Source organism: Treponema sp. Marseille-Q4132, assembly GCF_014334835.1.
Classification (GTDB): Bacteria; Spirochaetota; Spirochaetia; order Treponematales; family Treponemataceae; genus Treponema_D; species Treponema_D paredis.
Genome location: NZ_CP060591.1, coordinates 1,050,912 through 1,075,740, shown reverse-complemented (window position 1 = coordinate 1,075,740; position 24,829 = coordinate 1,050,912). Strand labels below are relative to the sequence as shown.

The following is a 24,829-nucleotide window of genomic DNA, read 5'->3' as shown; positions in this document are numbered from 1 at the left end:
CTGTTTACGCAAACCGGCACCGCCGGTTTGCGTGGAGAAAAATTTGGAGGAAAACTATGAATGAAATACATTTTACGGATATCGTTTCAAAACCTGTCGGAGAGTCTTACGAACTGGTACAAATGCTGGGAATATATTGTTGGCCAAGCAATGAAAAAGAAAGAAATGCCGGTTTTTTTCTGCCTCGATTATCCTACAATCAAAATAAAGAGTATCTAACCGCTTTATATCCCGATCTGAAAAAAAATACGAATCTGCAAGGGAGGGGGATTTATACGTCTATATGGAGAATCGGAAGCTATTATAACAGCTTATCGCTTGAAAATGCGGAACGGGTTTTATGCCGTGACATAGCAACGCTCAGCGCCTTTAAAATATGGGTAGCAAAATATTGTAATAATTCTGCGGATCCGATACAGATGTATGTACTTGAAGAAGAAAAAAGATTCGCCCAATTTAAATATACGGCTACGCAAAATCCTTCCGGAACAATCTATTACGACTGGAAAGAAATTCTTAAAAAAAGAGGAATCAAAGGGAAAAAATAATCGGATTATATGGCACTGTATTACGAACTTCCGATCTTTAAAGACGTCTATAAGATGACCCTGCGTATCTTTGAGCTTACGGCACATTTTTGCCGTGAATACAAATTTACATTGGGGCAGGACTTAAAGCGCGATTGCATACTGCCGGTGCGGAACATCTACCGTGCAAATAAGTGATGGACTTTCATATACCGCTCGGATGCCTGAACCTGCAGTGCCAAGATACTGCAGGTCTATGTTGCAATCGACGAGCTTAAACTAAAATCAAAAACCTCTGAATTATCTCCGTATCGAATTCCGCCGTAAAAGCAGTCCCGCATCCAAACTTGCAAAAGACGGCGCGCATTGTTATAGTACAGCTATGATAGTTATGAAATTCGGCGGCTCGTCGGTCGCAAATGCGGAACGTATCCGGCATGTCGCATCCATTATTAAAGCGTATCAAAAGAGCAGACCTGTCGTCGTGCTCTCCGCGATGGGAGACACGACCGATCACCTCCTCGAAGCTGCCGATAAAGCGCTCGGCGGAGTCGTGGGCATGGAGCGTATCGCTTCTCTTCATTTTGAAACTTTGCGCGAACTCGGATTGCCGAGCGGCACGATCGAAGATTTAATAAACGAATTGACGCAGCTTTTGACCGGCATTTCGATGATAAAAGAATTGACAAAACGCACGCGCGATTATCTCGTGTCCTTCGGCGAACGCATGTCGGTTCGTATCGCGGCCGCTTATTTGACAAAAGAAGGGATTCCCGCTTTACCTTACGATGCATGGGATATCGGCATCGTAAGCGACGGCAATTTTATGTCGGCGGAACTCCTCGATGAAGTGTGGCAATCGATACCGGAGCATTTGCATGCATACGCCTCCGGAAAAGACGGGCGCATCCCGGTCGTGACGGGTTTTATCGCAAAAGACAAAAGCGGAAATATTACGACGCTCGGGCGTGGCGGAAGCGATTTGACTGCGACGATCATCGGAGCTGCGATGAAGGCGGAAGAGATTCAAACGTGGAAAGACGTCGACGGCATCATGACGACCGATCCCCGCATCTGCCCCGACGCCAAGCCGGTACGCGAAGTAACGTACGAAGAAGCGCAGGAGCTTGCGTTTTTCGGCGCGCAAGTACTGCACCCGCGTTCGATGCTCCCCTGCCGCCGCACTGCGACTCCCGTCCGCGTAAAAAATTCGTACAATATCGAAAGCCCCGGTTCGATCATCGTCGAAACGCATAACGGAAAAGCTTCTCCCGTCTGCGCGATCACGGGCGTCAAACACGTAACGCTTATCGATATCGCTTCGACGCGCATGCTCGGTGCGGTCGGCTTTCTTGCGCACATATTCAATCAGTTTTTAAAATGGAATATCAGCATCGACGTGATTGCGACGAGCGAAGTATCCGTTTCGCTGACGGTAAATACAAAGACCGATCTCTCGGGTTTGATCCGCGATTTGAGCGACGTCGCCGAAGTGCGGACAAGGAGCGGAAAAGCGATCGTGTCGATCATCTGCGACGCGCTGCATTCTTCGGCGATCCTCGCGGCGGGATTTAAAGCGTTGTCGGATGAAAATATCAACGTGCAGATGATCAGTCAGGGCGCGAGCAAAGTGAATATCAGCATGATCGTCGACGACGAAGAAGCCGATAAAACCGTGCGTGTGCTGCACAAAGCGTATTTTGCTTGATGTCCGGCGTTTCGAATTCGAAGGTTGATCTGAAAATTAATAATTAACAATTTTGGAGTGTATATGAATATTGCGATCGTCGGCTACGGAAAGATGGGGCACATGATTAAAAATGCTGCGGAACGGCTCGGCCACCGCATCGTTCTTACCGCAGATCCGGCAGCTTTCGATGCCGATGTAAAACCCGCTTCGGCGGAAGATACGGCGCGTGCGGTAAAATCCTCCGGAGCCGAAGGCGTCATCGAGTTCAGTCGTCCGTCGGTTGCCGTCGAAAATATGCACTCGCTCCTTCCGCTTTCGCTCCCGCTCGTCGTCGGAACGACGGGCTGGACGGAGAGCCTTCCGGCGGTAGAAAAACGTGCCGCAGATACGGGCGGCGCTTTACTCTATTCGTCGAATTTTTCCATCGGCGTCAATATGTTTTACAAAATCGTCTCCGAAGCCGCCCGCCTTATGAAAGACTGTTCCGACTACGATGTCGCGGTATGGGAAGCGCACCACAATCAAAAAGCCGACAGCCCGTCCGGTACGGCGCTCGAAATAGCACGGCGCATTATGGCCGAATATACGACGAAAACGAAAATCGTCTCCGACTCCTTTCACAGAAAGCCCGAAGAAAACGAACTGAGCCTTGCAAGCACGAGGTGCGGTTCGAACCCCGGAGAGCACACCGTGTTTTTTGACGGACAAGCCGATACGATCGAACTTACCCACCGCGCTCGAAGCCGTGAAGGATTTGCTTTCGGTGCCGTCCGCGCACTCGAACGATTTTCTTCCGCACTGAAAATCGGAACGCTGCAAAAAGGCCGCGTGTATACCATGCAGGATATATTTTAATAATTATTAATTTTGGCGTCCCCTGCCGTGCGGCAGGTCGCGTCCTGCAGGATTCCGCTTCCGCTTCATTCCGCAGCGGCTCGCGCCTTCTGCGGAACGCCTCCGGCGTCCTTCCGGCCGCTGACGCTCGGAATATATGCGCTTTTATCCGAAGCATATATTGCTTCCGTCGTTGCGCGCCCGTGCGTCCTTTGTTATACTGCCGGTATGACTGTTTTAAAACGAATCGTCCTTGCTCTCTTTTTTCTGTCGACAGCCTTTTTTTCTTTTGCGGAAAAGACGCCGATCAAAAACGTACACCGCTACAAGCTTGAAAACGGACTTGACGTATACGTCGTCGAAAATCATGCGGCACCTCTTGCGTATATCGAAATCGCGGTAAAGGCGGGCGGCATCGCGCAGACGAGCGAAAATGCGGGACTCTTTCATCTCTACGAGCACATGATGTTCAAAGGCAACGCGAAGTACCCGAATGCCGCGAGCGTGCAGCGCGCCATAAGCGATATGGGAGTACCCGATTGGAACGGCACGACGGGATCCGAGTGCGTCAATTATTATTTTACCGTACCGTCGGCACTGCTCCGAGAGGGGATGGAGTTTTGGAGTTATGCGATCAGATCACCGCTTTTGGACGAAGCTGAATTCGAGCGCGAAAAAAAAGTCGTGCTTTCGGAAATCGAAGGAGGGCTTTCCGATCCGAATACGATTTACCGATACGATATTCAAAAGACGCTTTTTCCGAAATATCCGTGGAGATGCGATCCTGCGGGTTCTCCCGCCGTCGTGAGGAATGCGACGGTCGATCAGATCCGCGCTATTCAAAAAACCTACTACATACCGAATAACGCCGCTCTCTTTATCGCAGGTGACGTAAATCCCGAGTCAGTGTATGCGCTTGCAAAAGAATTGTACGGTTCGTGGGAACGCGGAAAAGATCCGTGGGTTCCGCCGATCGAAAGGCAGCCTGTTGATCCGCTTCCGCGCACGACCTTCCGCGTTATGCCTTACGACCGGATTTCGATCGATACGGCGCAAGTGTCCGTCATCTGGCGAGGTCCCGATGCGGGCTATGACAGAAAGGCGACCTATGCCGCCGATATGCTCGGCTACTTTTTCGACGATCCCGAGGGCATCTACGTTCGAACGATGATGCAAAATGAAGCGCTCGGCATTCCCGATCCCGAGTACCTGTGGGAAGGCTATATGACCACTCGCGCGACGAGTACGCTGTCGTTCGGCGCTTTGCTTCTTTCGCCTGAAAAGGATTTGGCGCAGCGCGCGGCTCTTTTTTATACGACGCTTACGGAAAACATCGTAGGGCGCATTCGAGGCGACGCGTCGATTTTTTCGAAGCGGCAGTTTTCGCGCGTATATCAAAAGATAAAGGATAGGTTTATCGACGACGCAGAAACGGCCGAGCGCGTAAAGACGAGTCTCCGTTTTTGGTGGATCGCTGCGGATGCGGATTATTATTATCGCTATCTCGACAATATGATGAAAATCGATAAAGACGATATCGATCGGTTTTTGACGGAATACGTTTCGGAGCGTAACGCGCTCGTCACGGTGCTCGTCAATCCCGCCGTGTATGAAAAGCAAAAAGAAGCGTTCGCCGCGGCGGGCTTTTCCGAGATCACCGCCGATACCGCATTTTGGTATAAAGACACGGAGGCGGTAAAATGAAAGGATTTTATATACGTTCGTTTTTTTATTCGTGCGGAGAGTTTAATACTTCGACGCCGCTTGAAGCTTCGCTGCGAGGCTGCGTCCGGCTTGTTGATTGTTTCGATTCGCGTGCGTCCGCGGGGCGCGGCGGCGAGAGACAGGCTTTCTTTCGGCGGATATCGATTCCGTTCTGCGCGCTTTTATTTTCCGCTTTTATCCTTTCGTGCGCGTCGGTAAAAACCGCTAACGTAAAAGCCGCCGAGGGGTGCGTTTCCGTCCGGAAGGATGTGCGGGAGTTCCGCCTTTCGAACGGCATCCCGCTTTACATCCGAAAAAATACGGCGAACAGAAAACTCGCTCTTTCCGTCATCGTCAAAGGCGGAACTTCCTACCTTTCTCCCGAATCTTCCGGCTTGGAAAAGGCGCTCTTCGATATGATGACGCGCGGTTCGGAAAAGTACACGTACGATGAGCTCCGCGCTCTCGCGTACGAAACGGGTTTTTCGATTCTGCCGCAGGTTTCGCGTGAAGGCGCCGTCCTTTCGATGAGCTGTATCGATTATTATTTCGATAAAGTGTTGCCTGTTTTTGCGGATGCGTTTTTGCATCCCTTGTATGATCCGCAGCAGTATAAAAATCTTATGACCGATTACTCGCAGGAAATGCAGCGCTTGGAAAGCGATCCGGAAAGCATGCTCGCCTATCGGATGACGAGGACGGTTTTTAAAGATCATCCCTATGCGGCAAGCGCGTCGGTAAAACCGGAATCGATCGGCAATATAACGGTCGAAGCGATGCGCTTCCTGCACGAGCGCGATACGGACGCGAGGCGCATTATGATCGTTGCGGTCGGAAATTACGATGAAAAAAAATTATTAAAAAAACTCGACGCCGCTTTCGGCTCGATCCCCTCTCAGTCCTACGAGCTGCTCATCCCCGATGTGCCGCCGCTTACCGTATCGGGAGAACCGATCGTCATCGGAAGCAAAGCCGCTTCCGGCACGGGCTATCTTGAAAAAGTGATGGGCGGCCCCTCGCTCTTTGACGATGATATGCTTGCGGCTTCTCTCGCCGCTTCCATGTATTCGCAAGTGCTTTTTAACGTCGTGCGCGAAAAATACGGCGCCTGTTATTCGCCGAGCGCATCCGTCATTCCGATGCGGGCGGGACTTGCAAACGTGTTTATATTTAAGGCGAGCGATTTGGAGAACGTCGTGCGCTTTGAAAAAGAAGCCCAAGCGATTTTCGCATCGGGCAAAGTGATCGACGGAAAAAACGACGACGGCTCGTATATTTTTTCACCCGTCGCCGACAGGCTTCGAGGCTATAAAAATCAATACGTCAATTCGTTTTACGCTTCGTCCGTGACGAACGGAGGAGTCGCTTCGCGCCTCGCATACAGCCTCCTCATGTTCGGCGACCCGTATGCGTACGACGAAAAAATCGCCGAACTTTTTTCGGTAAGCGCCGACGATGTGCTTCGTGCATTCCGAAAGTATTGGATTGCAGGCGGCAGGTGGTTTTGCGTCGTCGGCCCGGAAGATATCGATAATATTAAATTCTAACCGTATACGCCCGTGATGAGGCGCCAGCCCATGCTCCCCTGTTTAGGGAAAGGCGGAAGAGCGTCTCTCGTAAACCACTTCGCTTCGACGAGTTCAGATTCCTGCACTCGTATGTCGCCGCTTTCGTATTCGGCGCGAAAGCCGAGCATAAGCTGGTCGGGAAAGGGCCAGCCCTGGCTTCCGACATAGCGCAGGTCTTTTATTTCGATGCCGACTTCTTCGTGCACTTCGCGTACGACCGCCTGTTCCGCACTTTCACCGATTTCGATAAAACCCGCAATGCACGTATGGATGTTTTGATTGCGGGTACGGTGTTTTGCGAGGAGGAGCTTATCGCCCTTTGTTACCAGCACGATGACGCACGGCTCGATGCGCGGAAAAAACTGCGCGCCGCAGTTCGTACAGTTTCGAGCGGAAAGCTTTTCATCGTCGGCGAGGGGAGAGGCGCAGGAAGGGCAAAAATTGTATGTACGCCGCCATGCGAGCATTCCCTTTGCGCGTGCGGCGCGGGCGCTTTCAGTTTCGTCGTGTTCGGCAAAATAGCTTCGAATCGGAATGAGTTCGTAATTTTCGTCGACTGCACCGTCTTGAAGGAGGGCGGCTGTGTATGCGTACGGCGTTTCCGAAAAAATATCGCAAACGGACTTCGATTCGCGCAAAGCGAGCCACGTTTTTTCGTCGGGAAGCGCGTGCGAATCTTTACGTACGAGCAAGTCCTTACTGCGGAAAATATAGTAGTCCATAGACAGGCTTACTATATCGGGCGGACAGTCTTTTGTAAACGCCGTATTTCGGGCATCGGTTATCAATGCCCGAATGATTTTTATACGAAATCGGCCGTTTTACTCGATCTCTTCTATTTGATTTTCGGCAACGCCGCTTGCTATAAGCATTGCTTTTATTGCACTGCCCTTTTTTACCTTAAACGCAGCACCCGATTTACAGTAAGAAAACGCACTGCTGCCGATTGCGGTAAGAGCGGTACACTTTGAAAAATCAAATTCATCAACCCTGCTGCAGCCGTTAAAAGCAAGCATACCGATTGTCTCAAGCTTTTCAGGCAAAACTACCGAACCTTCTATTCCTCGGCAACCGTTAAAAGCAAAACCGTCGATAGTTTTAAGATTTGCAGGCAACTTTAACTGCAGTAAGCCCTCACAACCGGAAAACGCATCGGTACCGATTATTTTAAGATCGGTACACGAAGAAAGATCCGCTTCTGCTAATCTCGTACAGCCTGAAAAGGCGCCGATCGCTATTTCCGTAAGATTTGCGGGAAAGTTAACAGATCTTATCCTCCGCGCACTGCACAACAGCCTGCCGGGCTGTTTTTTATCGTAGATGATATTATCTTGAACTTTAAGAGATGTGTTTGCAGAATCTACCGTAATCGTTTCAAGTTTCGTACAGCCTGAAAAGGCGTCGCCTACAATCGTTTTAAGGCTTGCGGGTAAGTTCACGGTCTCTATTTGCGTACAGTTTGCAAACGCAAGATTATGGATTTCGGCAAGATTGATAGACTGTGAAAAATCAAAGCCGGTAATTTTGTTGCACGAGTAAAACGCACTGACGCCGATTGTCGTGAGGTTTTTCGGCAGACGCACCCTTCCGGTTATTCCCGTACATCCGGAAAACGCCTGAAAACCCAAGCTTTCAACACTGTCGGGTAAATTTAACGCTTTTAAATTCGTACAACTTTTAAAAGCAGCTTCCTCTATCTCTTTAATATCCGGAGGAAAGTCAATCGATTCTATCTTCGGTGCGCTGCAAAATATCTTTGTTTTGTCGCGGTTGTAAATGATATCCTTTTCTGCGACTAAGGAACCGCCGGTTTGCACCGTAAGTTTTTTAAGTTCCGTACAGCCTTCAAAGGCGTCGCCTTTAATCGTTTCAAGACTTGCGGGTAAGTCCACCGCCTTTATTTTCGTACATTTTGTAAATGCCCAACTGCCGATTGAAGTAAGCCGCTTGCACTGTGAAAAATCAAAGCCGTCAACGTTGCTGCACGAATAAAACGCACTGCCGCCGATTGTCTCAAGGTTTGCCGGGAAAACTACCGTTCCGGTTATTCCCGTGCATTCAAAAAATGCGCCGCCGCCGATTTTTGTAAGTCGGGTACAGGAAGAAAAATCCACTGCCGTCAAACTTGTGCAGCCTGAAAAGGCGTAAGGCGCTATTTCCGTAACGTCCGCCGGTATGACGAGGGTACCCGAGGGCGTTCCGTTATAGCCTTTAAGCACGCCGTTTTCGATTTTCAAATTCGGGTCGGGACCGCTCGGTATATTCGGCTTATTTTCAAAGGGCTGCGGACCACGGAAATCAATTTTTGCTCGAGTATTGTTTAAAAAGTTGATAAAGTGCTAAAGTAAGTGTATGAGGTGGGAAACATTAGAAGAAGCACTTGCAGTGCTTGAGACGGAACGGGAATACGACGGGTATTTTTGCAGCGTACAAGACGCGGTTATCATCGTGATTTTGGGAAGCTTGTGCGATTTGCAAAGCGTAAAGAAAATCCACGAGTGGGCAACGACCGAACATGTCAGAACATTTTTGGCAGAAACGTTCGGAATCAAACGAATACCGTGCTATTGGTGGCTGTTAAGCCTGCTTGGAATCATACGGCCGGAATCATTGAATGAGTGTATGAAACAATGGGTAGCTTCGGTTGTACCGGCTCTTGCAGCAAAACTTGAGACGGAAGAGAAAGAACAAAGCGCGAAGAAAAAGAAGCAGCCGTTGACGATAGCCATAGACGGAAAAGCTATCCGCTCAACGGGAAAGATGAAAAAATACGACAGTCCCTTGCATATCATCAGTGCACAGATAGGGGAATTGGGGTTGACGCTTGCCCAAAGAACGGTCGAATCAAAGAGTAATGAGATTCCTGCCGTACCGGAATTGATAAAAGAGCTTGAAATTCAGGGCTGTATGGTGGTCGCGGACGCAATGAACTGTCAAATAGAGACTGCCGAGGCGATAATTGAGGCAAAAGCGGATTATTTGTTAAGTGCGAAGGGCAATCAGGAAGCACTTATGAACGATATCGCGGAGTATGTTCAGGATACAAAGCTGAGAGTGACGATGGACAGCATCACACGAACGGAAAAGGGACATGGGCGGAAGGAAAGGCGCAGTGCGTATACGAGTGCAGATGTTTCATGGCAGCCGGGAGGACGAGTATGGCCGGAACTCAAATGTATTGGAGCAGTGCATACACGATTTGAGACGAGTAAAGGGGTGACGGAAGAATGGCATTATTATATTTCAAGTAAAGCGTTACGAGCGGAAGAGCTGCTCCATCATGCAAGAGAGGAATGGTCGGTGGAATCGATGCATTGGCTGTTGGATGTACATTTTGACGAGGACAGATGCAGGGTGCAGAGTAAGAACGTACAACAGAATCTCAATATGCTGCACAAGTTTGCGCTTAACATAATCCGCATACACAAACGTGAATCACAATCGAAGCTGCCTTTAAACGGGATTATGTTCCGTGCACTTATGAATCCTCAAGCATTATTACCGCTTTTGGGCAAAACTTGATTTCCGTGGCTGCGGACAGCCCGTAATAAACAGCGCGCACAGCAGTACGAATGCCGGCGCAATCAGCATACTCTTTTTTACCGTTTTCATTGGAACCTCCTAATAATAACTTTTAAAGAAGTATTACCGTAATAAAACAGAATATACTGCGTGCGGATACAAAACAAGTTTTACGGACAGTAGAGGTATGTTCTGCGAATTTGCGCAAGCGTAAACGCCGCAAGACTGACACACCGCCATCCGGGGCGTTGCGGGGTGTCCCCGCTGGAAGGGGCAGCGCGCAACAAAGTACGCGCGAGGGGAAGGCTTTCCCCTTTTGTTAAGCTCATACTTTTAAAACTTGACGTTTTGACTTTTATATAAAAATCGATTTTTGTGTCCGATCAATGTATCGATTGCAAAAGAGCGTATGCGCGTGTATACTGTCGAAGCCGTTTGCCGAAAATTCCGCACGGTATTCGGTACGGCACGCGCTAAATAAATTATTAAAATAAGGAATCGCTATGGAATCGAAATCTGTCGGCATCCTCGGAAGCGGTGCATGGGGTACGGGTTTGGCACAAGCGCTCGCCCGCGGTAATCACCGGATACGGATGTGGGCGCGTGAAGCGGACGTCGCCGACTCGGTCAACAATGATCACGAAAACAAACGGTATCTGCCGGGCTACAGGCTGTCGGAAAACATCTCCGTTTCAAACGATATAGCCGAAGTCGCTTCCGACAAAGAATTTTTAATAATCGCTTCTCCGTCATTGTATATCGCCGACACGGTAAAAAAGATCACCGCGCTTCCCGGTATCGCCGACGGCAGTACCTGTATCGCCGTTCTTACGAAGGGCTTTGTGCCGGCCGCCGACGGGCCGAAGCTCGTCCTTACGACGATCGAAAATCTTTTGCCGGGCATCTACAAGGGATGCACTGTTTACGTGTCGGGTCCGAGCCACGCGGAAGAAGTTGCGATCGGAAAGATCACGGGACTCGTCGCCGCGTGCGAAAACCCGCGCAATTCGATCAGAGTGCGGGAGCTTTTGCGCGTGCCGGGGATTTTGCCCTATTCGTCGTTCGACGTCGTCGGCGTGCAGATCTGCGCCGCCGCAAAAAATATCATCGCCGTCGTATACGGTGCGATGGATGCGCTTGCCGAAACGTCGGAAGAATTCGGCGACAATGCGGAATCCCTTTTGATGGCCGCGGGCTTAAACGAAATTCAAACGCTCGGATTTGCGATGGGCGCGACTCATGCGGAAACTTTTACGTCGATCGCGGGCGTGGGCGATTTGGAGGTAACGTGCAAAAGCAAATACGGACGAAACCGCCGCTTCGGACAGGATTTGATTAAAAAAGATATCATGTCGCAATTTTCGAATCTCGACGATTTGATCGAAAATATGACAAAGCTCGGCTATCTTTCCGAAGGTGCGATCGCGTGCAAATACGTGCACGAAATCGCGCAAAGAAAAAATCTCAAGCTGACGATCTGCGACGGATTGTACCGCATATTGAATAAGGAAATTTCTCCGCGCGATTTTATCGCACAGCTTTTGACGCAGGAAAAGTAAGCGCGAGGGCGAACGTGCGGACATTCCGTCCGCAGCACAGTGCCATCGCGCTCGTTCCGTGAGGAGCTTTGTTCGCGCGCTGCATTGCAAAAAAAAAGCGGGGCGGGTATAATCGGCCTATGCTTGAAAAATTAACAAATACCTTTTCATCGATTATCCAAACGGTGAGCGGAAAATCGACGATCACCGAAAAAAATATTGAAGATACGGTCGAACGCATTAAGACGGCGCTCCTCGAAGCGGACGTCAATCTCCGCGTCGTTCGCCGCTTTGTCAATTCGACGATCGAAGAAGCGAAGGGCGAAAAAGTTCTTCGCGCCGTCGATCCCGGCGAACAATTCGTTAAAATCATTTACGACAAACTCGCTTCGATGCTCGGAGACGCGAAAACCGATCTGCATTTAAAAGGACCGGACACGCAGTCGGTGATTTTGCTGCTCGGCTTACAGGGTTCGGGTAAAACGACCGCAGCGCATAAACTTGCATACCGCTTGGCAAAAGAAGGTCGGAAGCCGCTGCTCGCCGCGTGCGATTTGGTCCGTCCTGCCGCCGTCGAACAACTTTCGCAGCTCGGCGAAAAGATCGGCGTGCCGGTATTTAAAGAAGAAGGCGTATCCGCCGTTCGCGTTGCAAAAGATGCGCTCGACTATGCGCGGAAAAATTCGCTCGATACGCTTATCGTCGATACCGCGGGGCGCTTGCAGATAGACGAAGCGATGATGGCCGAACTCGTCGATATTAAAAAAGCGCTTTCTCCCGATGAAACGATTCTCGTTGCCGACGCGATGACCGGACAAAACGCGGTCGACATCGCAAAAACTTTCGACGAAAAGCTTTCGCTTTCAGGCGTTATTTTAACAAAATTCGATTCCGATGCGAGAGGCGGTGCGGCGCTTTCGCTTAAAACGATGACCGGTAAACCCATTCTGTTCATCGGTACGGGCGAAAAAACCGAAGACCTCGAAGTCTTTCACCCCGACCGCATCGCAAGCCGCATCCTCGGTATGGGCGATATCGTTTCGCTCGTCGAAAAGGCCCAGGAAACGGTCGACCGCGAAGAAGCGGAAAAGCTGCAGAAGAAAATGGCGCGCAACGAGTTTACGCTCGACGATATGCTCACGCAGTTTCGGCAAGTGCGCAAGATGGGCAGTATGCAGCAGCTTATGGAGATGATGCCGGGCATCGCACAGCAGATGCAGGGGCGCGATTTCGATACGGACGGCATGAAAAAACAGGAAGCGATCATCCTGTCGATGACGAAAAAAGAGCGGGCGAACCATTTTATCATCGGGCCTGCGCGCCGTAAGCGCATCGCAAAAGGATCGGGGACTTCAGTCGCCGACGTCAACAAATTGATAAAGCAGTTTGAAAAGACGAAACTCGCGATGAAAAAGCTCAGCAAAAACCGCGGTATGCAGGCGCAGTTTATGAATCAACTCGGCGGAAACGCTCTCGACATGGAAGCTCTCGCGAAGAGGTTCGGCAGATAGCGGTATTTGCGAAAAAGTTGTTAGGCGGGCTGGGGGTGGGGGGGGCGAGGTATATAAAGATTAAATTAAGGGATTGAATGAATAAGATAACTTTTAAGAATTTAAAAAAAGATATAATATTATTTATTGTATGTTGTTTGCCCGGATTTATTAGTTTTATAATTTCAATTATTCATCGATTAATCATAACTTCCAATTCGTATACTAGTAGCAAATGGATTACAGTTGAGATTTTTTTTGTCTCAATTTATGTATTATTAATATTTGTATTCTTAATTGTAAGTATTATTTTGAGATTTAAAGATAAAAAATACAAATATTTTTTAATCGATATAATTTTTTTTATTTTTTTATGTTTTATTTTTATTCTAACAATATGTATAGATTATCCAACATTACTTTATATGACTTAAGATTTCAGACATAAAATAACAGGCAATAATGTATTATAGGAAATTGTTAGGTGGAACAGAGAATCCATCTGTATTATGAACGTATAACAAAGTTTCAAAGCCGACAACGCAGTCGAGCTGCATTGCGGTTTAAAACAATGTTATGTGGACGCCCCTATGGGGTGCTGTAATGGGATAACAAATGAGAAAAATTACGGTTATATTTATATTATTTTGTATAATATTTGTTTCATGTTCACAAAAACAGATTCCATTTAACAAAAAACAATGGATGAGAGAAAAAAATCGATTTTATATGACCGATTCGCTTATTAAAAAATTAAATGAAGATAAACCAAAAAGAACTGAAATATTTGATTTGCTGGGAAAACCAAAACTTGAAGGTAGAATAAGTGATAATGAAGTCTCTTATTGGTTAAAATCAGACGGTTTCCTTGCTATGTGGGAATTATATATTTATTTTGATGATAATGGAAATTTTGAATCTGCGGAGGTTGTATATGCCGATTAAAAAACAAAGGAGTATCTTTTCAGTAAGTCAAGCTTGCTGAAAAGATACATTAAGCTTTAATAAGGTAATTTAAAAAGCTTTTTCAAATTACATACTCACCGCTTTTTATAAAACAGTTTGTTGACAAATACATAAAATAATATGTATAATATATATGTGTATGACCTTTGAGTGGGATGAAAATAAAAACTCTGAAAACATTCAGAAGCATAAGGTTTCTTTTGAAAAGGCGCAGGATACTTTTTTTGACGTAAACCGTATGATTTTAGAGGATGTAAATCATTCCGTTTCAGAAAAACGTTATTTTTGCATTGGAAAAATAGACAAAGGAATTTTAACGGTACGTTTTACAATACGCGGTCAGAACATTAGAATTTTCGGCGCAGGATATTGGCGTCAAGGAAAGAAACTCTATGAAGAACATTTACAGTAACCCCGAAAAATCAGTAATGAAAGCATTGGATTCTGCCGTATTAGTGGCGGATTTCCTTCCTGCTCCATCAGAGCTTGTAAAAAAATCAACAAAAGAAAAAATAACAATCTCAATTGATTCCGATTGTATTAATTTTTTCAAAACAGAAGCCAAGAAAAATCATACAAAATATCAGACTATGATGAATGAAGTACTTTCTCAATATGCAAAGTATTATGCGGTAAATTGAATCGAGGGATAGAACAATCACATAACGCCGTTTTCAAAGCCGACAACCGATCAAGCCGCCTGCGGTACAACCGATTGTTCCGCTGACGGCTTGTATTGTTTTCCCCGTCGCCTACGGCACCGTGATGACCGATGCGACGCGACCGTCTTTTGTGTACGCTTTGTTCGGATTCGTCGAGTCGGTGAGCGCGTCCATTCCCGAATAATAATTATAATAATGCGTACCGGCGGGCAGGGGCAGTGCGATTTCGTACAAGCCGCGCGACGTTTCTTTCATTTCGTAAATCCACGGATCCCAGTTCGTAAACGAGCCTGCAAGATATATCTTTTGATGCGCATTTGCGCGGCAGATAAATCGTACGATTTTTTCAGACGACGCGTTTGTTGCTGCGGACGCGGTCTTTTGCGGCAGATCGGAAGCGAAAGTAAAGCGCGAAAGAGAGATGCCTTCTTTTTCGTCGTAGTAGCTGTCGGGGTTTGCGGGATCGGTTGTCCACAATCCGTCGATGACGAGGCGATATGAAAGGCTTCGTGTCGATTCGGGACGATGTAAAATATAAAACAGTACCGAACCTTTTGCTTTTCCGTCCATGTCGCGCATCGTATGTATGCGGAAAGGATGGATCGTTTTGTATCCTTCAAAATCGAACGCGATGCCGGTAAAGCGCGATTTCGCATCGGCGGTAAAAACGACCGTATCGTCTTTTTCGTACGGTACGCCGACGCCGCGGATTTCGAGAACGGTTTCATCGTTATAATCCGCTGCAGATACGGCGGAAAGCAGGGCTTGAAGCGCACAGAGTAAAAAAAGAAAGCGTTTCATACTCCGATTATCGGCAAAACGGCGCTGAAGATTTACCGAATCGGCAAAAGATAGCGAGTGCCGTTCGAGACTTTTCTAATGTATGCGTGAAAATCATCCGTTATTATAATAGGTCGAAAGTCGAGTTTCGAAAGTATTTCTAAATAAAGGTGTGCTTTCGGCGAGAACCCGTCCGCTTAGCCGCGGTCGAGCTTTTAGGGTACGCTTCCATAAGCCTAACGCTCGAAACGGCACGCAGCCGGAACCTCGCCTCCGCATCATTTTATTTACTTTCGAAACTCGCCATTCAGTTGGTGAACGAAACGAATGGAAAATTTCGAGTTTTAGAAAACTCGAAATTAGACCTAATAAAGACTACGCAGGGCAAATACTTGTAAAGACGGGCGTTTTAGCGATACAATAAATCGGGTGGATTATGCCGGGGTTAAGCCAACTAAAGAAATTCAATTCAGATATTCTCGCACTCGGCAATGAGGTACATGCGCGCGCATCCCGCGGTGAAAAGCCGATCATAATTCCGATTCCGAAAACGGTGCGGGATGTCGATGATTCCGAAGATTTTGTTCTCGGTATGCCGGAGAGTCCCGAGTCGGCGATACCGGCGCAAACTTCGTCCGAAGCTGAAGATTTTTCCGATATCATTGGAACGGGCAAAAAGGGTGCGGCGCCGAAAGAGAGTGCCGAATCGTCTTCGGCCGGCGTTCCCGATCTTTCCGGTTTGCTCAATCCCGTTATCCCGTCCGCGTCGGCAGGAGAGACGGAAATGCCCGACCTTTCCCAATTTGCCGATGAAGCGGAACGAAAAATCGAAAAAGCAGAACCTGAGGAAGTGTCGATCGCCGATATGAATCTCGACGATCTGCTCGGCGATATGGGCGGTAAAGCGGAAGATGCGAGCGATGTGCTGCCGGAAGAAAGCGCATCCGATGTGTCGGGCGGTACGTATGCATCGAACCGAAGCGGCGCCGCCTATCAAACGAACAATGCGGCTCAGGATGCGTTTGCGCTGCCTTCGCACGAAGGCTTTTCATCTTCCGTGCCGGATATTCCTCTTCCTCCCGAAATTCACGCTCATACCGTACCCGATCTCCCGTCTCTCGATGATTTTCCCGTTCCCGAACCGAATGCGGGCGCGTCATCGGCTCTTATTCCGGGCAACGACGAGTTTGCGCTTCCTCCGCTTGATGCGTTTACGCCTTCTCCTCAAAAAACGCTTGTCGAGCAAAAGAAGGGCGCGGATCTTTCCGCACCGACCGAATCTTCCGTTTCCGATTGGGCTCATGATTTCGATACCGGCGGTCCGACGATCGATATGAATATCGAATTGCCGGAAGATATGCCCGAAGTCGAAAGCGATCTCGCCGTACAGGACAAGGGTACACCTGCGCTTTCGGAAAAAGATATTGATCGGACATCGGCTTTCGGCGAAATGCCTGCCGGACAAAAAACGGCAGAAACGTTCGGTTCCGACGACGCGTCTTTTTCTGCGGCTGCCGGCCGAAGGCCGGGCGGTGCGATTGACGCGGATGCGAGCAGCAGTCGGCTTTCTTCCGCCGATACGGCTTCGAACGGTTTGGAACTTCCCGATTTCGATTTCTCATCGATGTTCGATGATGACGGACTTTCGCCTGCTGCCGGCAGTCCCGGGCGGGAAAAAACATCTCCCGACTTTTCCGAACCCTCGGCCGATACGGCTTCTCCTGAAATCTCTCTCGGCGGCGAAGAATACGAAATGAATGAAAATCCGCCGGTTGCCGCAGCGGATGATTTTTCTTTCGGCAATGAAAAAACGCAAACCGAAAAAACGGTGCAAAGTCCGAAATCCTTTTCCTCTTCAGATGAAATCTCTCTCGGCGGGGATGCTGCCGAAGAAAGCGAAGAACCGTCTTCGGATATGTTTGCTCCTCATCCGTCGCCGGAAAGCTTTGATCCCGATACTTTCGATTTCGATTTTGATATGGGAGACGGAGAAGAGGGGGCGGCAGGTGAAACGGCATCGGGCGATGGACGTTTCGGCGATGCGGGCTCGGAAGAGAACGGCGAAGAAATTATTCCGATAGAACACTTCGATACGTCCGAAATGGAGGGGCTCGATTTTTCCGTTACGGCGCCTTCAAAATCCGAAGATGATAAAACCGACTTCGAACGCGGTATGCACGGCGATCTCGACGATTTTGAAATTCCCGGTTTTTCGGATACGGCGGAAGTAAAAACCGATAAAAGCGGCCGCATCAAATTGCCAGCGCCCGATTTCCGCGGTGCCGCCGAAGGCGGAAAACCGCCGAAAAATACGCTTACCGATGCGCAGTATGAAAAATTTCTTGCAAACCTCGCGCACTATCCGCTCAACGTACGCCTCGCCGTCGAAAATCTGCTCGTTGCAAACGAATTTACCGACGACGCACAATTTGAAATCGTTGAAAAAATTCTCAATAAAGCGCCCGCTCGTCAAGTTGCCGCGAACCTTGAAAAGATGCTCGACATCTCGATTCCCGTTCCGCGCGATTTTGAACGCCGTACCGCAGCCGAATACGATGCGTACAAAGCGTCTTTGGAATATCAGCTGCAAAACAGGATCGTTCCGGGCATCGTACTCGGTTTGCTCTCTGCCGCCGCAGTACTCGGTTTGATAATTTTTACGCTCAATTTTATCTGGCGCCCGCTGAGGGCGAACGATCTGTACAAACAGGGGTATGCGCTCATTCAAGCTGACGAATATCCTCAATCGGAGATGCTGTTCAATGAAGCGGCCGGCAAGCAGCTGCAGAAAAAATGGTTTTTCAAATATGCGCGCGCATACCGCGAACGAAAGCAATACTTGCGTGCGGAACGGATGTACCGCAATATCCTTTATTATTTTAATTACGATAAAGAAGCGGGTATCGAATACGCACGTATGGAATGCGACGATTTGGCAAATTATGAAAAGGCCGAAGAGATTGCCAGGCGGAGCGTTCTCGACTATCACATAAACGATTCCGACGGTATACTCCTGCTCGGCGATATTTACCTTGAGTGGGCGACCGAAAAGGATCCTGCGAAATTCGAAGAAGCGCGTAAACAGTATGCTTCCCTCGTGCAGCTCTACGGACCGACCGATCGATATCTCGCGCGCATGATGCGCTATTTTGTGCGTACCGACAATCTCCGCGAAGTGCTGCAGCTCAAAGACCGATTTTATCCGAAAGCGAAATCGCTCGATGCCGAAGATTGGAACGAGATGAGCGGATACCTTCTCGACAAATTGTACGGACCGCTTCCGCCCAAAGACGAATACCTTCGCACGCGGATCGAAGACGTGCGCGATATGCTCGACCGCGCGGTAACTGCGGATCCGTCGAATCCGGTCGCATCCTATAATCTTTCGCGTTATTTTGTGCAGATGCACGATTCGGAACGCGCCGTGCGGATGCTCGAACACACGGTCAAGTTGTTTGAAAAACGCTCGCAGCATCTCCGCCGCCGCGATATCTATAAGCAGATCGATTCGTACCGTCTGCTCGGAGAACAGTACGTTTCGGGCAAAGAATATTTGACGGCGGAAGAAAAATATACCGACGGGATTTCACTGTACGAGCGCGAAAAGGCGAACAGCGGCTTTGCCGGAAACGAAAATATAGGGAAACTCTATGCCGATTCGGGCGATATCGATTATTTTATCCGCGGCGATTACGAGGGTGCATATAACGATTACCTTTCTGCGATACGCACGCACTACGATACGGCGTCCCTGCATTACCGTATCGGCTTTATACAATATTCCAAAAACGATTTGGACGGCGCGGTCGGTTCGTTTATTAAAGCCGGCGCCGAAAAGCAGGACGACGATCACTTGCTGCTTGCGATGGGCAATACGCTTTCGCTTCGCGATGCGAACTATGCGGCCGAGGGTTATTACAAACAGCTCGTAAACAATCTCGATGCCGAATTTGCAAAAAAAGGGATCGCGTTTACGCAGACAAAAGCCGCCGAAGACGCGCTCACGGAACTTTATCTGAAAGCGGCGAATAATTTCGGCGTTACGCTTTTCCGCCTTGCACGGCGCACGGGCAACAGCAGAATGAATGCCGACGCGATGGTACAGCTTTCCGTGTCGATGCGCGCGTGGGATGCGCTTACGCGGAACGAAGCGACGATGGTACGCCTTCCGGGCAGCAACCTTGCCGAACAGAATATGCGCTATATGAGTCACCCGATGCCGGATTACGAACCTGCGATCTATACGGATATTCCGAAGATTCTCACCGGTGAAAAGGAATTGACGCAATGAGCGCCGACGAAAACAGAGCCGGCATACTGCAGGCGCAATATAAAAACAGCATAAAAAAAGAGCTGGTCCGGAAAACGATCCACATCTGCAGCGCGCTTATCCCGACTCTTTTGACCTTTGCGTACCGTCCGGTTATCGTCTGTCTTGCAGCCGTTCTCGTGTTCTATATCGCATCCGAAACGCTCAGAAAGTGCGGCATTTCCGTTCCCGTCGTATCGCACATAACCGAAGTCGCTTCGCGAAAACGCGATGAAAATAAATTCGTACTCGGTCCCGTAACGCTCGTACTCGGCATCATCGTTACCGTGCTCGTGTGGAAGCCCGAAGCCGCCCGTATCGGCATCTATGCGCTCGCCTTCGGCGACGGACTTGCGAGTCTCGGCGGAAAACTCTTCGGCCGCACGGTCATTCCGTTTACGCACGGAAAAACGGTTGCGGGAAGTCTCACGTGTTTTTTTGCGGTATTGTGTTCGTCGTTTGCCGTATGCAAAAACGGATTCGTATCGCTTGTTTTGGCGCTTTCCGCGATGGCGATAGAGCTTATTCCCCTCGGCGACTTCGATAACCTTGTCATTCCCGTTGCGATCGGCGGACTTGCGGAATTATTAATGCGCTGATTTTATTGCCACAGATATTTTCGGTGCAGACTTTTGAGGTATACCGCCGTTCCTCCGAAAAGCAATATCCCTCCCGCGGCCGCCGCCGCGTATGAAGTCGCATAGCAAGAGATTTCGTATCCGAAAGCCAAAGCCGCAAAGCCGAACGGGGATGCGTCTTTCGTTCCGAGCGAGCGGGCATTGACGAAGAGCGAAAGGATCGACGCGGCGAGGATGAGCGCGCGGATTGCGATAAACGCTTTTCCGCTTCCCCATTTTATGCAAAAGTTCGGAAGGACGATTGCGGTGTTGAGCGGCATCAGCATCGAAATCATGACGGAAAGCACGATGAGTATGACGAGGTTCCGCTCGACGTGCTGGCGCGCTTCCGTTCCGCTGAAAACCGCATCGAACAGGAGCGCCGTCGGAGCGAGCGTCCGCGCAAAGAGGCCGGCCCTCCCTATAAAAAGCAAAAAAACCGAAAGCTCATGCCACAGATTGAAAAGGGGCACGCACAGCCGTACCGTTTCCGCAAAACAGCCGATGAGAAACAGCGCAAAAAAAATCACTTCCGTCGATTGCGTTTTTTCGAATTGGACATAGAGATAGATAACGGCAAGCAGGGCATACAGCGCGAAGGTAAAGATCGATGCGATCGTCGCGATAAACGAATAACCCTTCGTATAAAAACCCGCGATGCGCTCGGTCGGAAAAATATCCGGACGGGTGAGCGTACCCGAGTAAACCGAATATCCGAGCATTGCGGAAGCGGCTAAAAGAAATACCGAAAAGGCGATAACCAGAGCGAGAAAAAAATAATTCCGCGTTTTGATAGTCATAGAAACGATGATACCCGCAACGGAAATAATAGTAAAGACTTGCCCTGAAATTCCGACAATGTAAAAGACGGGAGGATGCCGTATGAAAAAAATTATTGCAGGCGGATTGATTTTCGCGCTCTGCTTATATAGTGCGCTTGCCGGCGATGCCGCAGTTTTTGTCGATGCGGGATTTTCATCCGACGGGTCGATATATCTGTTCGGTCAGTACGGCAAAACCGATAAATCCTTTAGAGGCTGGGCTGAAATCTATACGGTCGATGTCGCAAAAAACGATTTCGTTAAAGGCGGTACGTATAAAATACATCCGTCTTCCGTTACGGCGGGAAAATCGGGACGCGAAGTCTACGATTCGCTTGCGGCCAAAAGTTATTTCGATACGAAAAAATATAATTGCACACCCGCATCTCCCGATCAGATCCTCTACATCTGCGGCGATGAAAGCAAAGACGGAAACGATGAAATCGTCTTTAAAGATTTTACCGGAAAAATCGGAAGCAAGTCGACATACCGCATACGGCTTATCCCGACGGTAAGCGGTGCGGGTGAAAGCGCGAAGTCGTCGTTTTATATTTTGATGGAAAGGATCGATGAAAACGGCAGCGTCGTAAAGCGGCAAAAAATCGGCTCGCCCGACGTCGTCCGAAAGGGCGTAACGTCGTATAAGATCGAAAAAATACTGTGCAATAAACGGGGCGACGGCATCGTTTTTATCGTCGCGAAAACAATGGAAGATAAAACGGGTGTACTCATCCGCTACATGGCGGAAACGGCAAAGCTCTTCGACTGAATCCGGACTTTGAAAGCGGAGTCTTATCGTTCGGAACGTTTGCCGCTCAGTCGGCGCGGATGCTCGTGTTTTTGACGATAACGTCGTGCGCGGAGCCTTCGCGGATCGACGCCTGGCTTACGAGCGTTATCTTCGCTTTTTGCTGCAGTTCGGGGATCGTGAGGGCGCCGCAGTTGCACATCGTGTGGATCACTTTGCTCGTCGTTATCTGCACGTTATCGTGGAGGCTTCCGGCGTACGGAACGTAGCTGTCGACGCCTTCTTCGAAGGCCATCTTTTTCGCCCCGCCCAAATCGTAGCGCTGCCAGTTGCGCGCTCTGTTCGATCCTTCACCCCAATATTCTTTAACGTAATTGCCGTTGACGATGAGTTTGTGCGTCGGGCTTTCGTCGAATCTTGCGAAGTATCGGCCGAGCATAACGAAGTCCGCGCCCATCGCGAGCGCGAGCGTTATGTGATAATCGTGCACGATGCCGCCGTCCGAGCATATCGGAATATAGATGCCGGTTTTTTCGTACCACTCGTCGCGCGCTTTCGCCACTTCGATCGTCGCGGTCGCTTGTCCTCGTCCGATTCCTTTTTGTTCCCTCGTAATGCAGATGGAACCGCCTCCGATCCCGACTTTAACGAAATCGGCGCCCGATTCGGCAAGAAAGTTGAAGCCGTCTCTGTCGACGACGTTTCCGGCACCGACTTTAACGCCCTCTCCCCATTTTTTGTGGATGTCTTTGAGCGCACGGCGCTGCCATTCGGTAAATCCTTCGGACGAATCGAGGCAGAGCACGTCGGCTCCCGCGTTCAAAAGAAGGGGCACGCGTTCCATATAATCCCGCGTATTGATGCCGGCGCCGACCGTGTAGCGTTTTTGCGCGTCGTGAATTTCCAGCGGGTGCTCTTCGCGGTTTTCGATGTCTTTTCGGAACACGAGCGCCTGCAAGTTGCCGTTTTTATCGACGATCGGAAGCTGATTGATTTTATGATCCCAAATCAAATCGTTTGCATCGTCGAGTGAAATGCCCGCTTCCGCCTTTATTAATTTTTCAAGAGGCGTCATGTAGTCGCGCACTTTCGCGCCGTTTTTACAGCGGTTGATGCGGAAGTCTCTCTCGGTGATGATGCCGGCGAGCTTTCCGTTCGGGCTTCCGTCTTCGGTGACGGCGACCGTCGAGTGTCCCGTTTTTTCGATGGTTGCGGTGAGCTCTTCGAGCGTTTGATCCGGACGGACATTGGAATCCGACGGTACGAACCCCGCCTTATATGATTTGACGCGGGCTATCATCGCCGCCTGATCTTCGGGCGTCTGCGAACCGTAGATAAAACTGATGCCGCCTTCCTGTGCAAGCGCGATCGCAAGCGTGTCGTTTGAAACGGACTGCATGACGGCCGATACCATCGGTATGTTCATCATGAGCGGACAGGCGTCTCCGGCTTTTTTGTTGTATTTGACGACGGGCGTGCGCAGCGACACGTTTGCGGGAATGCACGTTTCGGACGTATAGCCCGGAATCAAAAGGTATTCGTCGAATGTGTGTGAGGGTTCGTCAAAAAAATATGCCATGGAAACGCTCCTTGAAAAATCAGTATAAGTCATATCGTTTGAACCGTCAACGTATCGCATTATTTACCGGAATGATAAACCGTAAAAATGCAAAGACGGAACATACGAAAACCGCCATGCCGGAACCCGACAACCGGCTCCATGCGCTCCGTATTTCCTCACGTAAAAATCTAACCGAAACGATTTCGGTTCCTCAAGTAAAAATCTAACCGTAGCTATGACCGTTGCACCGCCATAGCGATAAGCTTACGCTGCAAGAGTTGTGTCTTGTCAAGCAGCTGTTGTAAATCCAATCTGTTCTTTCTCCTGAAAAGCTCAGCTTTTACCGCCTTGCTTACCTCCTTACTTTCCATAAGCCTTCGGTAGGGAGTCTTAGCCGCATCATATTTCTTTATGACCTTTGCGTCTATTCGTTGCTTTGCAATAATCTTCATCGAGGGAAAAAAGAAATTAACGAGCTTATTATAACTTTCATACAGTTCTGCTAAGACAACACAGGCAGCTTCTCCCTCAAATCGATAGTAGCCGACAATACGCCTTACCACGCTGTCGTTTTTCTGTTCAACAAAACAGTTGTCATTTTTTTTGTACGACCGGCTTCGGGTGAACGTAATATGATTTAGTTCACACCACTGCAAAAGCTGTATATTTTTGAACTCACGTCCGTTATCGCTGTCAATGCCTTTCATAGCAAAGGGTAAGTGTATTTTCACGTCCTCTGTCGCTTCTTTGACCCACCGATGAGCTTTATTCAAAAGCGCACGATTTTCCGTCCATCCTGAATGAACGTCGGTGAGTGTCAGGGTACAAATATACTGTCCTTCCGTAGTTGTACCGCAATGAGCGACCGTATCGGCTTCGAAAAAGCCCGGTTTTCGTTCGTCCCAATCGAAGAAGGTGCGGATCGGAATGAGTTTATTGAGATTCTTTGCCGGTCGTGTCGTTGCAATACCGCGGATGGAATGCTTGGGGATTTCCGGCTTGAGTATCCTTGAGACCGTTGCGCTTGATATGTGAGCAAGTTTTGTTTTCAGTTGTTCAGTATAGCCGAACTTGAGGGCAAGGTAATCGATATTGTCGCGGATAAAGGGTACGAGCCGTTTTGCACACAGGTACATCGAAAATAGCCACAGTCGAATAACTTCACGCTGCACATCTTGACCGTAGTATTTTTCATAGTGCCGCTTTTTACGAGGCTTTTTGATGATCTGTACACTCTTTCTTTCGACGTTGTTGAAGTGTGTTATTTTTATGCGTGCGCTGTTTTTGAGGATGTGGATGGCGTATTTTCGGTTGTAGCCGGTGGTTGCGGTGAACTCGTCGATGATTTTCGTCTTGCGCTTCTTGTTTGCCGTACAGTAGCGTTTTGCCGTTTCTTCGGTCAATTTCTTTTTCGTTTTCATATCTAACCCCATGGTGCCCTTCCTTCGGGCTTCTATTGTGACTCAGATTTGGGTTAGATTTTTACGTGAGG

At 49.0% G+C, this 24,829-nt stretch carries 22 protein-coding genes; 16 read left to right on the top strand and 6 right to left on the bottom strand.

The genetic code is table 11. From position 1 onward, the window contains the following. The first annotated feature begins 56 nt into the window (after positions 1–56). The 6 genes from H9I35_RS04970 (at position 57) to H9I35_RS04945 (ending at position 6,302) form a co-directional block, all read left to right on the top strand. Positions 57–548, top strand: coding sequence for a hypothetical protein (locus tag H9I35_RS04970; protein WP_187420478.1), 492 nt, complete (start codon positions 57–59; stop codon positions 546–548). Between the two features lie 9 nt (positions 549–557). Continuing rightward, the gene (locus tag H9I35_RS04965; protein WP_187420477.1) at positions 558–725 is read left to right on the top strand and encodes a four helix bundle protein; all 168 of its coding nucleotides are present in this window, start codon (positions 558–560) and stop codon (positions 723–725) included. A 184-nt stretch (positions 726–909) separates the two neighbouring features. Continuing rightward, the gene (locus tag H9I35_RS04960; protein WP_187420476.1) at positions 910–2,235 is read left to right on the top strand and encodes an aspartate kinase; all 1,326 of its coding nucleotides are present in this window, start codon (positions 910–912) and stop codon (positions 2,233–2,235) included. 63 nt (positions 2,236–2,298) lie between these two features. After that, positions 2,299–3,072 (top strand): 4-hydroxy-tetrahydrodipicolinate reductase, encoded by a 774-nt coding sequence (gene dapB, locus H9I35_RS04955; RefSeq protein ID WP_187420475.1) that lies wholly within the window; start codon positions 2,299–2,301, stop codon positions 3,070–3,072. Between the two features lie 207 nt (positions 3,073–3,279). Continuing rightward, entirely contained in the window at positions 3,280–4,755 is a 1,476-nt protein-coding gene (locus H9I35_RS04950; protein WP_187420474.1) for a M16 family metallopeptidase, read from the top strand. After that, positions 4,752–6,302 (top strand): M16 family metallopeptidase, encoded by a 1,551-nt coding sequence (locus H9I35_RS04945; protein ID WP_187420473.1) that lies wholly within the window; start codon positions 4,752–4,754, stop codon positions 6,300–6,302. The genes H9I35_RS04950 and H9I35_RS04945 overlap by 4 nt, the downstream gene beginning before the upstream one ends. Here the strand turns inward: H9I35_RS04945 and nudC are convergent. Both nudC and H9I35_RS04935 read right to left on the bottom strand, forming a co-directional pair. Then, on the bottom strand, positions 6,299–7,045 hold the full coding sequence (nudC, locus tag H9I35_RS04940; protein ID WP_187420472.1) for an NAD(+) diphosphatase: 747 nt from the start codon (positions 7,043–7,045) through the stop codon (positions 6,299–6,301). The two genes, H9I35_RS04945 and nudC, sit on opposite strands and share 4 nt — an antisense overlap. Before the next feature lie 99 nt (positions 7,046–7,144). Continuing rightward, positions 7,145–8,560: a leucine-rich repeat domain-containing protein gene (locus H9I35_RS04935; protein ID WP_187420471.1), complete on the bottom strand. Its 1,416-nt coding sequence runs from the start codon at positions 8,558–8,560 to the stop codon at positions 7,145–7,147. Positions 8,561–8,675: 115 nt separating this feature from the next. Between H9I35_RS04935 and H9I35_RS04930 the strand changes: the two genes are divergently transcribed. The 6 genes from H9I35_RS04930 to H9I35_RS04905 all read left to right on the top strand — a co-directional run bounded on the left by H9I35_RS04930 (position 8,676) and on the right by H9I35_RS04905 (position 14,480). Further along, positions 8,676–9,845 (top strand): ISAs1 family transposase, encoded by a 1,170-nt coding sequence (locus tag H9I35_RS04930; RefSeq protein ID WP_187418599.1) that lies wholly within the window; start codon positions 8,676–8,678, stop codon positions 9,843–9,845. A 503-nt stretch (positions 9,846–10,348) separates the two neighbouring features. After that, on the top strand, positions 10,349–11,404 hold the full coding sequence (locus tag H9I35_RS04925) for an NAD(P)H-dependent glycerol-3-phosphate dehydrogenase (protein WP_187420470.1): 1,056 nt from the start codon (positions 10,349–10,351) through the stop codon (positions 11,402–11,404). Positions 11,405–11,523: 119 nt separating this feature from the next. Further along, on the top strand, positions 11,524–12,894 hold the full coding sequence (gene ffh, locus H9I35_RS04920) for a signal recognition particle protein (protein ID WP_187420469.1): 1,371 nt from the start codon (positions 11,524–11,526) through the stop codon (positions 12,892–12,894). Between the two features lie 594 nt (positions 12,895–13,488). Then, on the top strand, positions 13,489–13,818 hold the full coding sequence (locus tag H9I35_RS04915) for a hypothetical protein (RefSeq protein ID WP_187420468.1): 330 nt from the start codon (positions 13,489–13,491) through the stop codon (positions 13,816–13,818). 160 nt (positions 13,819–13,978) lie between these two features. Further along, on the top strand, positions 13,979–14,251 hold the full coding sequence (locus H9I35_RS04910; RefSeq protein WP_215905302.1) for a BrnT family toxin: 273 nt from the start codon (positions 13,979–13,981) through the stop codon (positions 14,249–14,251). Next, complete coding sequence (locus tag H9I35_RS04905) at positions 14,232–14,480, top strand: BrnA antitoxin family protein (protein ID WP_215905301.1); 249 nt, start codon at positions 14,232–14,234, stop codon at positions 14,478–14,480. Before H9I35_RS04910 ends, H9I35_RS04905 begins: the two co-directional genes overlap by 20 nt. A 111-nt stretch (positions 14,481–14,591) precedes the next feature. Here the strand turns inward: H9I35_RS04905 and H9I35_RS04900 are convergent, their stop codons facing one another. Further along, the gene (locus H9I35_RS04900) at positions 14,592–15,302 is read right to left on the bottom strand and encodes an early set domain-containing protein (RefSeq protein ID WP_187420466.1); all 711 of its coding nucleotides are present in this window, start codon (positions 15,300–15,302) and stop codon (positions 14,592–14,594) included. A gap of 415 nt (positions 15,303–15,717) precedes the next feature. Here H9I35_RS04900 and flcA point away from each other — a divergent pair, with 415 nt between their 5' ends. Then, the gene (flcA, locus tag H9I35_RS04895; RefSeq protein ID WP_187420465.1) at positions 15,718–19,572 is read left to right on the top strand and encodes a periplasmic flagellar collar protein FlcA; all 3,855 of its coding nucleotides are present in this window, start codon (positions 15,718–15,720) and stop codon (positions 19,570–19,572) included. Continuing rightward, complete coding sequence (locus tag H9I35_RS04890) at positions 19,569–20,189, top strand: diacylglycerol/polyprenol kinase family protein (protein WP_187420464.1); 621 nt, start codon at positions 19,569–19,571, stop codon at positions 20,187–20,189. Before flcA ends, H9I35_RS04890 begins: the two co-directional genes overlap by 4 nt. 2 nt (positions 20,190–20,191) lie before the next feature. On the opposite strand, the gene H9I35_RS04885 is transcribed toward H9I35_RS04890, so the two are convergent. Continuing rightward, a complete protein-coding gene (locus H9I35_RS04885; RefSeq protein WP_187420463.1) occupies positions 20,192–21,007 on the bottom strand; it encodes a hypothetical protein in 816 nt (271 codons plus the stop codon). Between the two features lie 82 nt (positions 21,008–21,089). Between H9I35_RS04885 and H9I35_RS04880 the strand changes: the two genes are divergently transcribed. Continuing rightward, entirely contained in the window at positions 21,090–21,797 is a 708-nt protein-coding gene (locus tag H9I35_RS04880; RefSeq protein ID WP_187420462.1) for a DUF2259 domain-containing protein, read from the top strand. A 46-nt stretch (positions 21,798–21,843) separates the two neighbouring features. On the opposite strand, the gene H9I35_RS04875 is transcribed toward H9I35_RS04880, so the two are convergent. Then, complete coding sequence (locus H9I35_RS04875) at positions 21,844–23,355, bottom strand: IMP dehydrogenase (protein ID WP_187420461.1); 1,512 nt, start codon at positions 23,353–23,355, stop codon at positions 21,844–21,846. A 38-nt stretch (positions 23,356–23,393) separates the two neighbouring features. Between H9I35_RS04875 and H9I35_RS04870 the strand changes: the two genes are divergently transcribed. Next, positions 23,394–23,564: a hypothetical protein gene (locus H9I35_RS04870; protein ID WP_187420460.1), complete on the top strand. Its 171-nt coding sequence runs from the start codon at positions 23,394–23,396 to the stop codon at positions 23,562–23,564. A 6-nt stretch (positions 23,565–23,570) separates the two neighbouring features. Here H9I35_RS04870 and H9I35_RS04865 read toward each other — a convergent pair whose 3' ends face one another. Continuing rightward, positions 23,571–24,770 (bottom strand): integrase catalytic domain-containing protein, encoded by a 1,200-nt coding sequence (locus H9I35_RS04865; RefSeq protein WP_187418950.1) that lies wholly within the window; start codon positions 24,768–24,770, stop codon positions 23,571–23,573. Between the last annotated feature and the right edge of the window lie 59 nt (positions 24,771–24,829).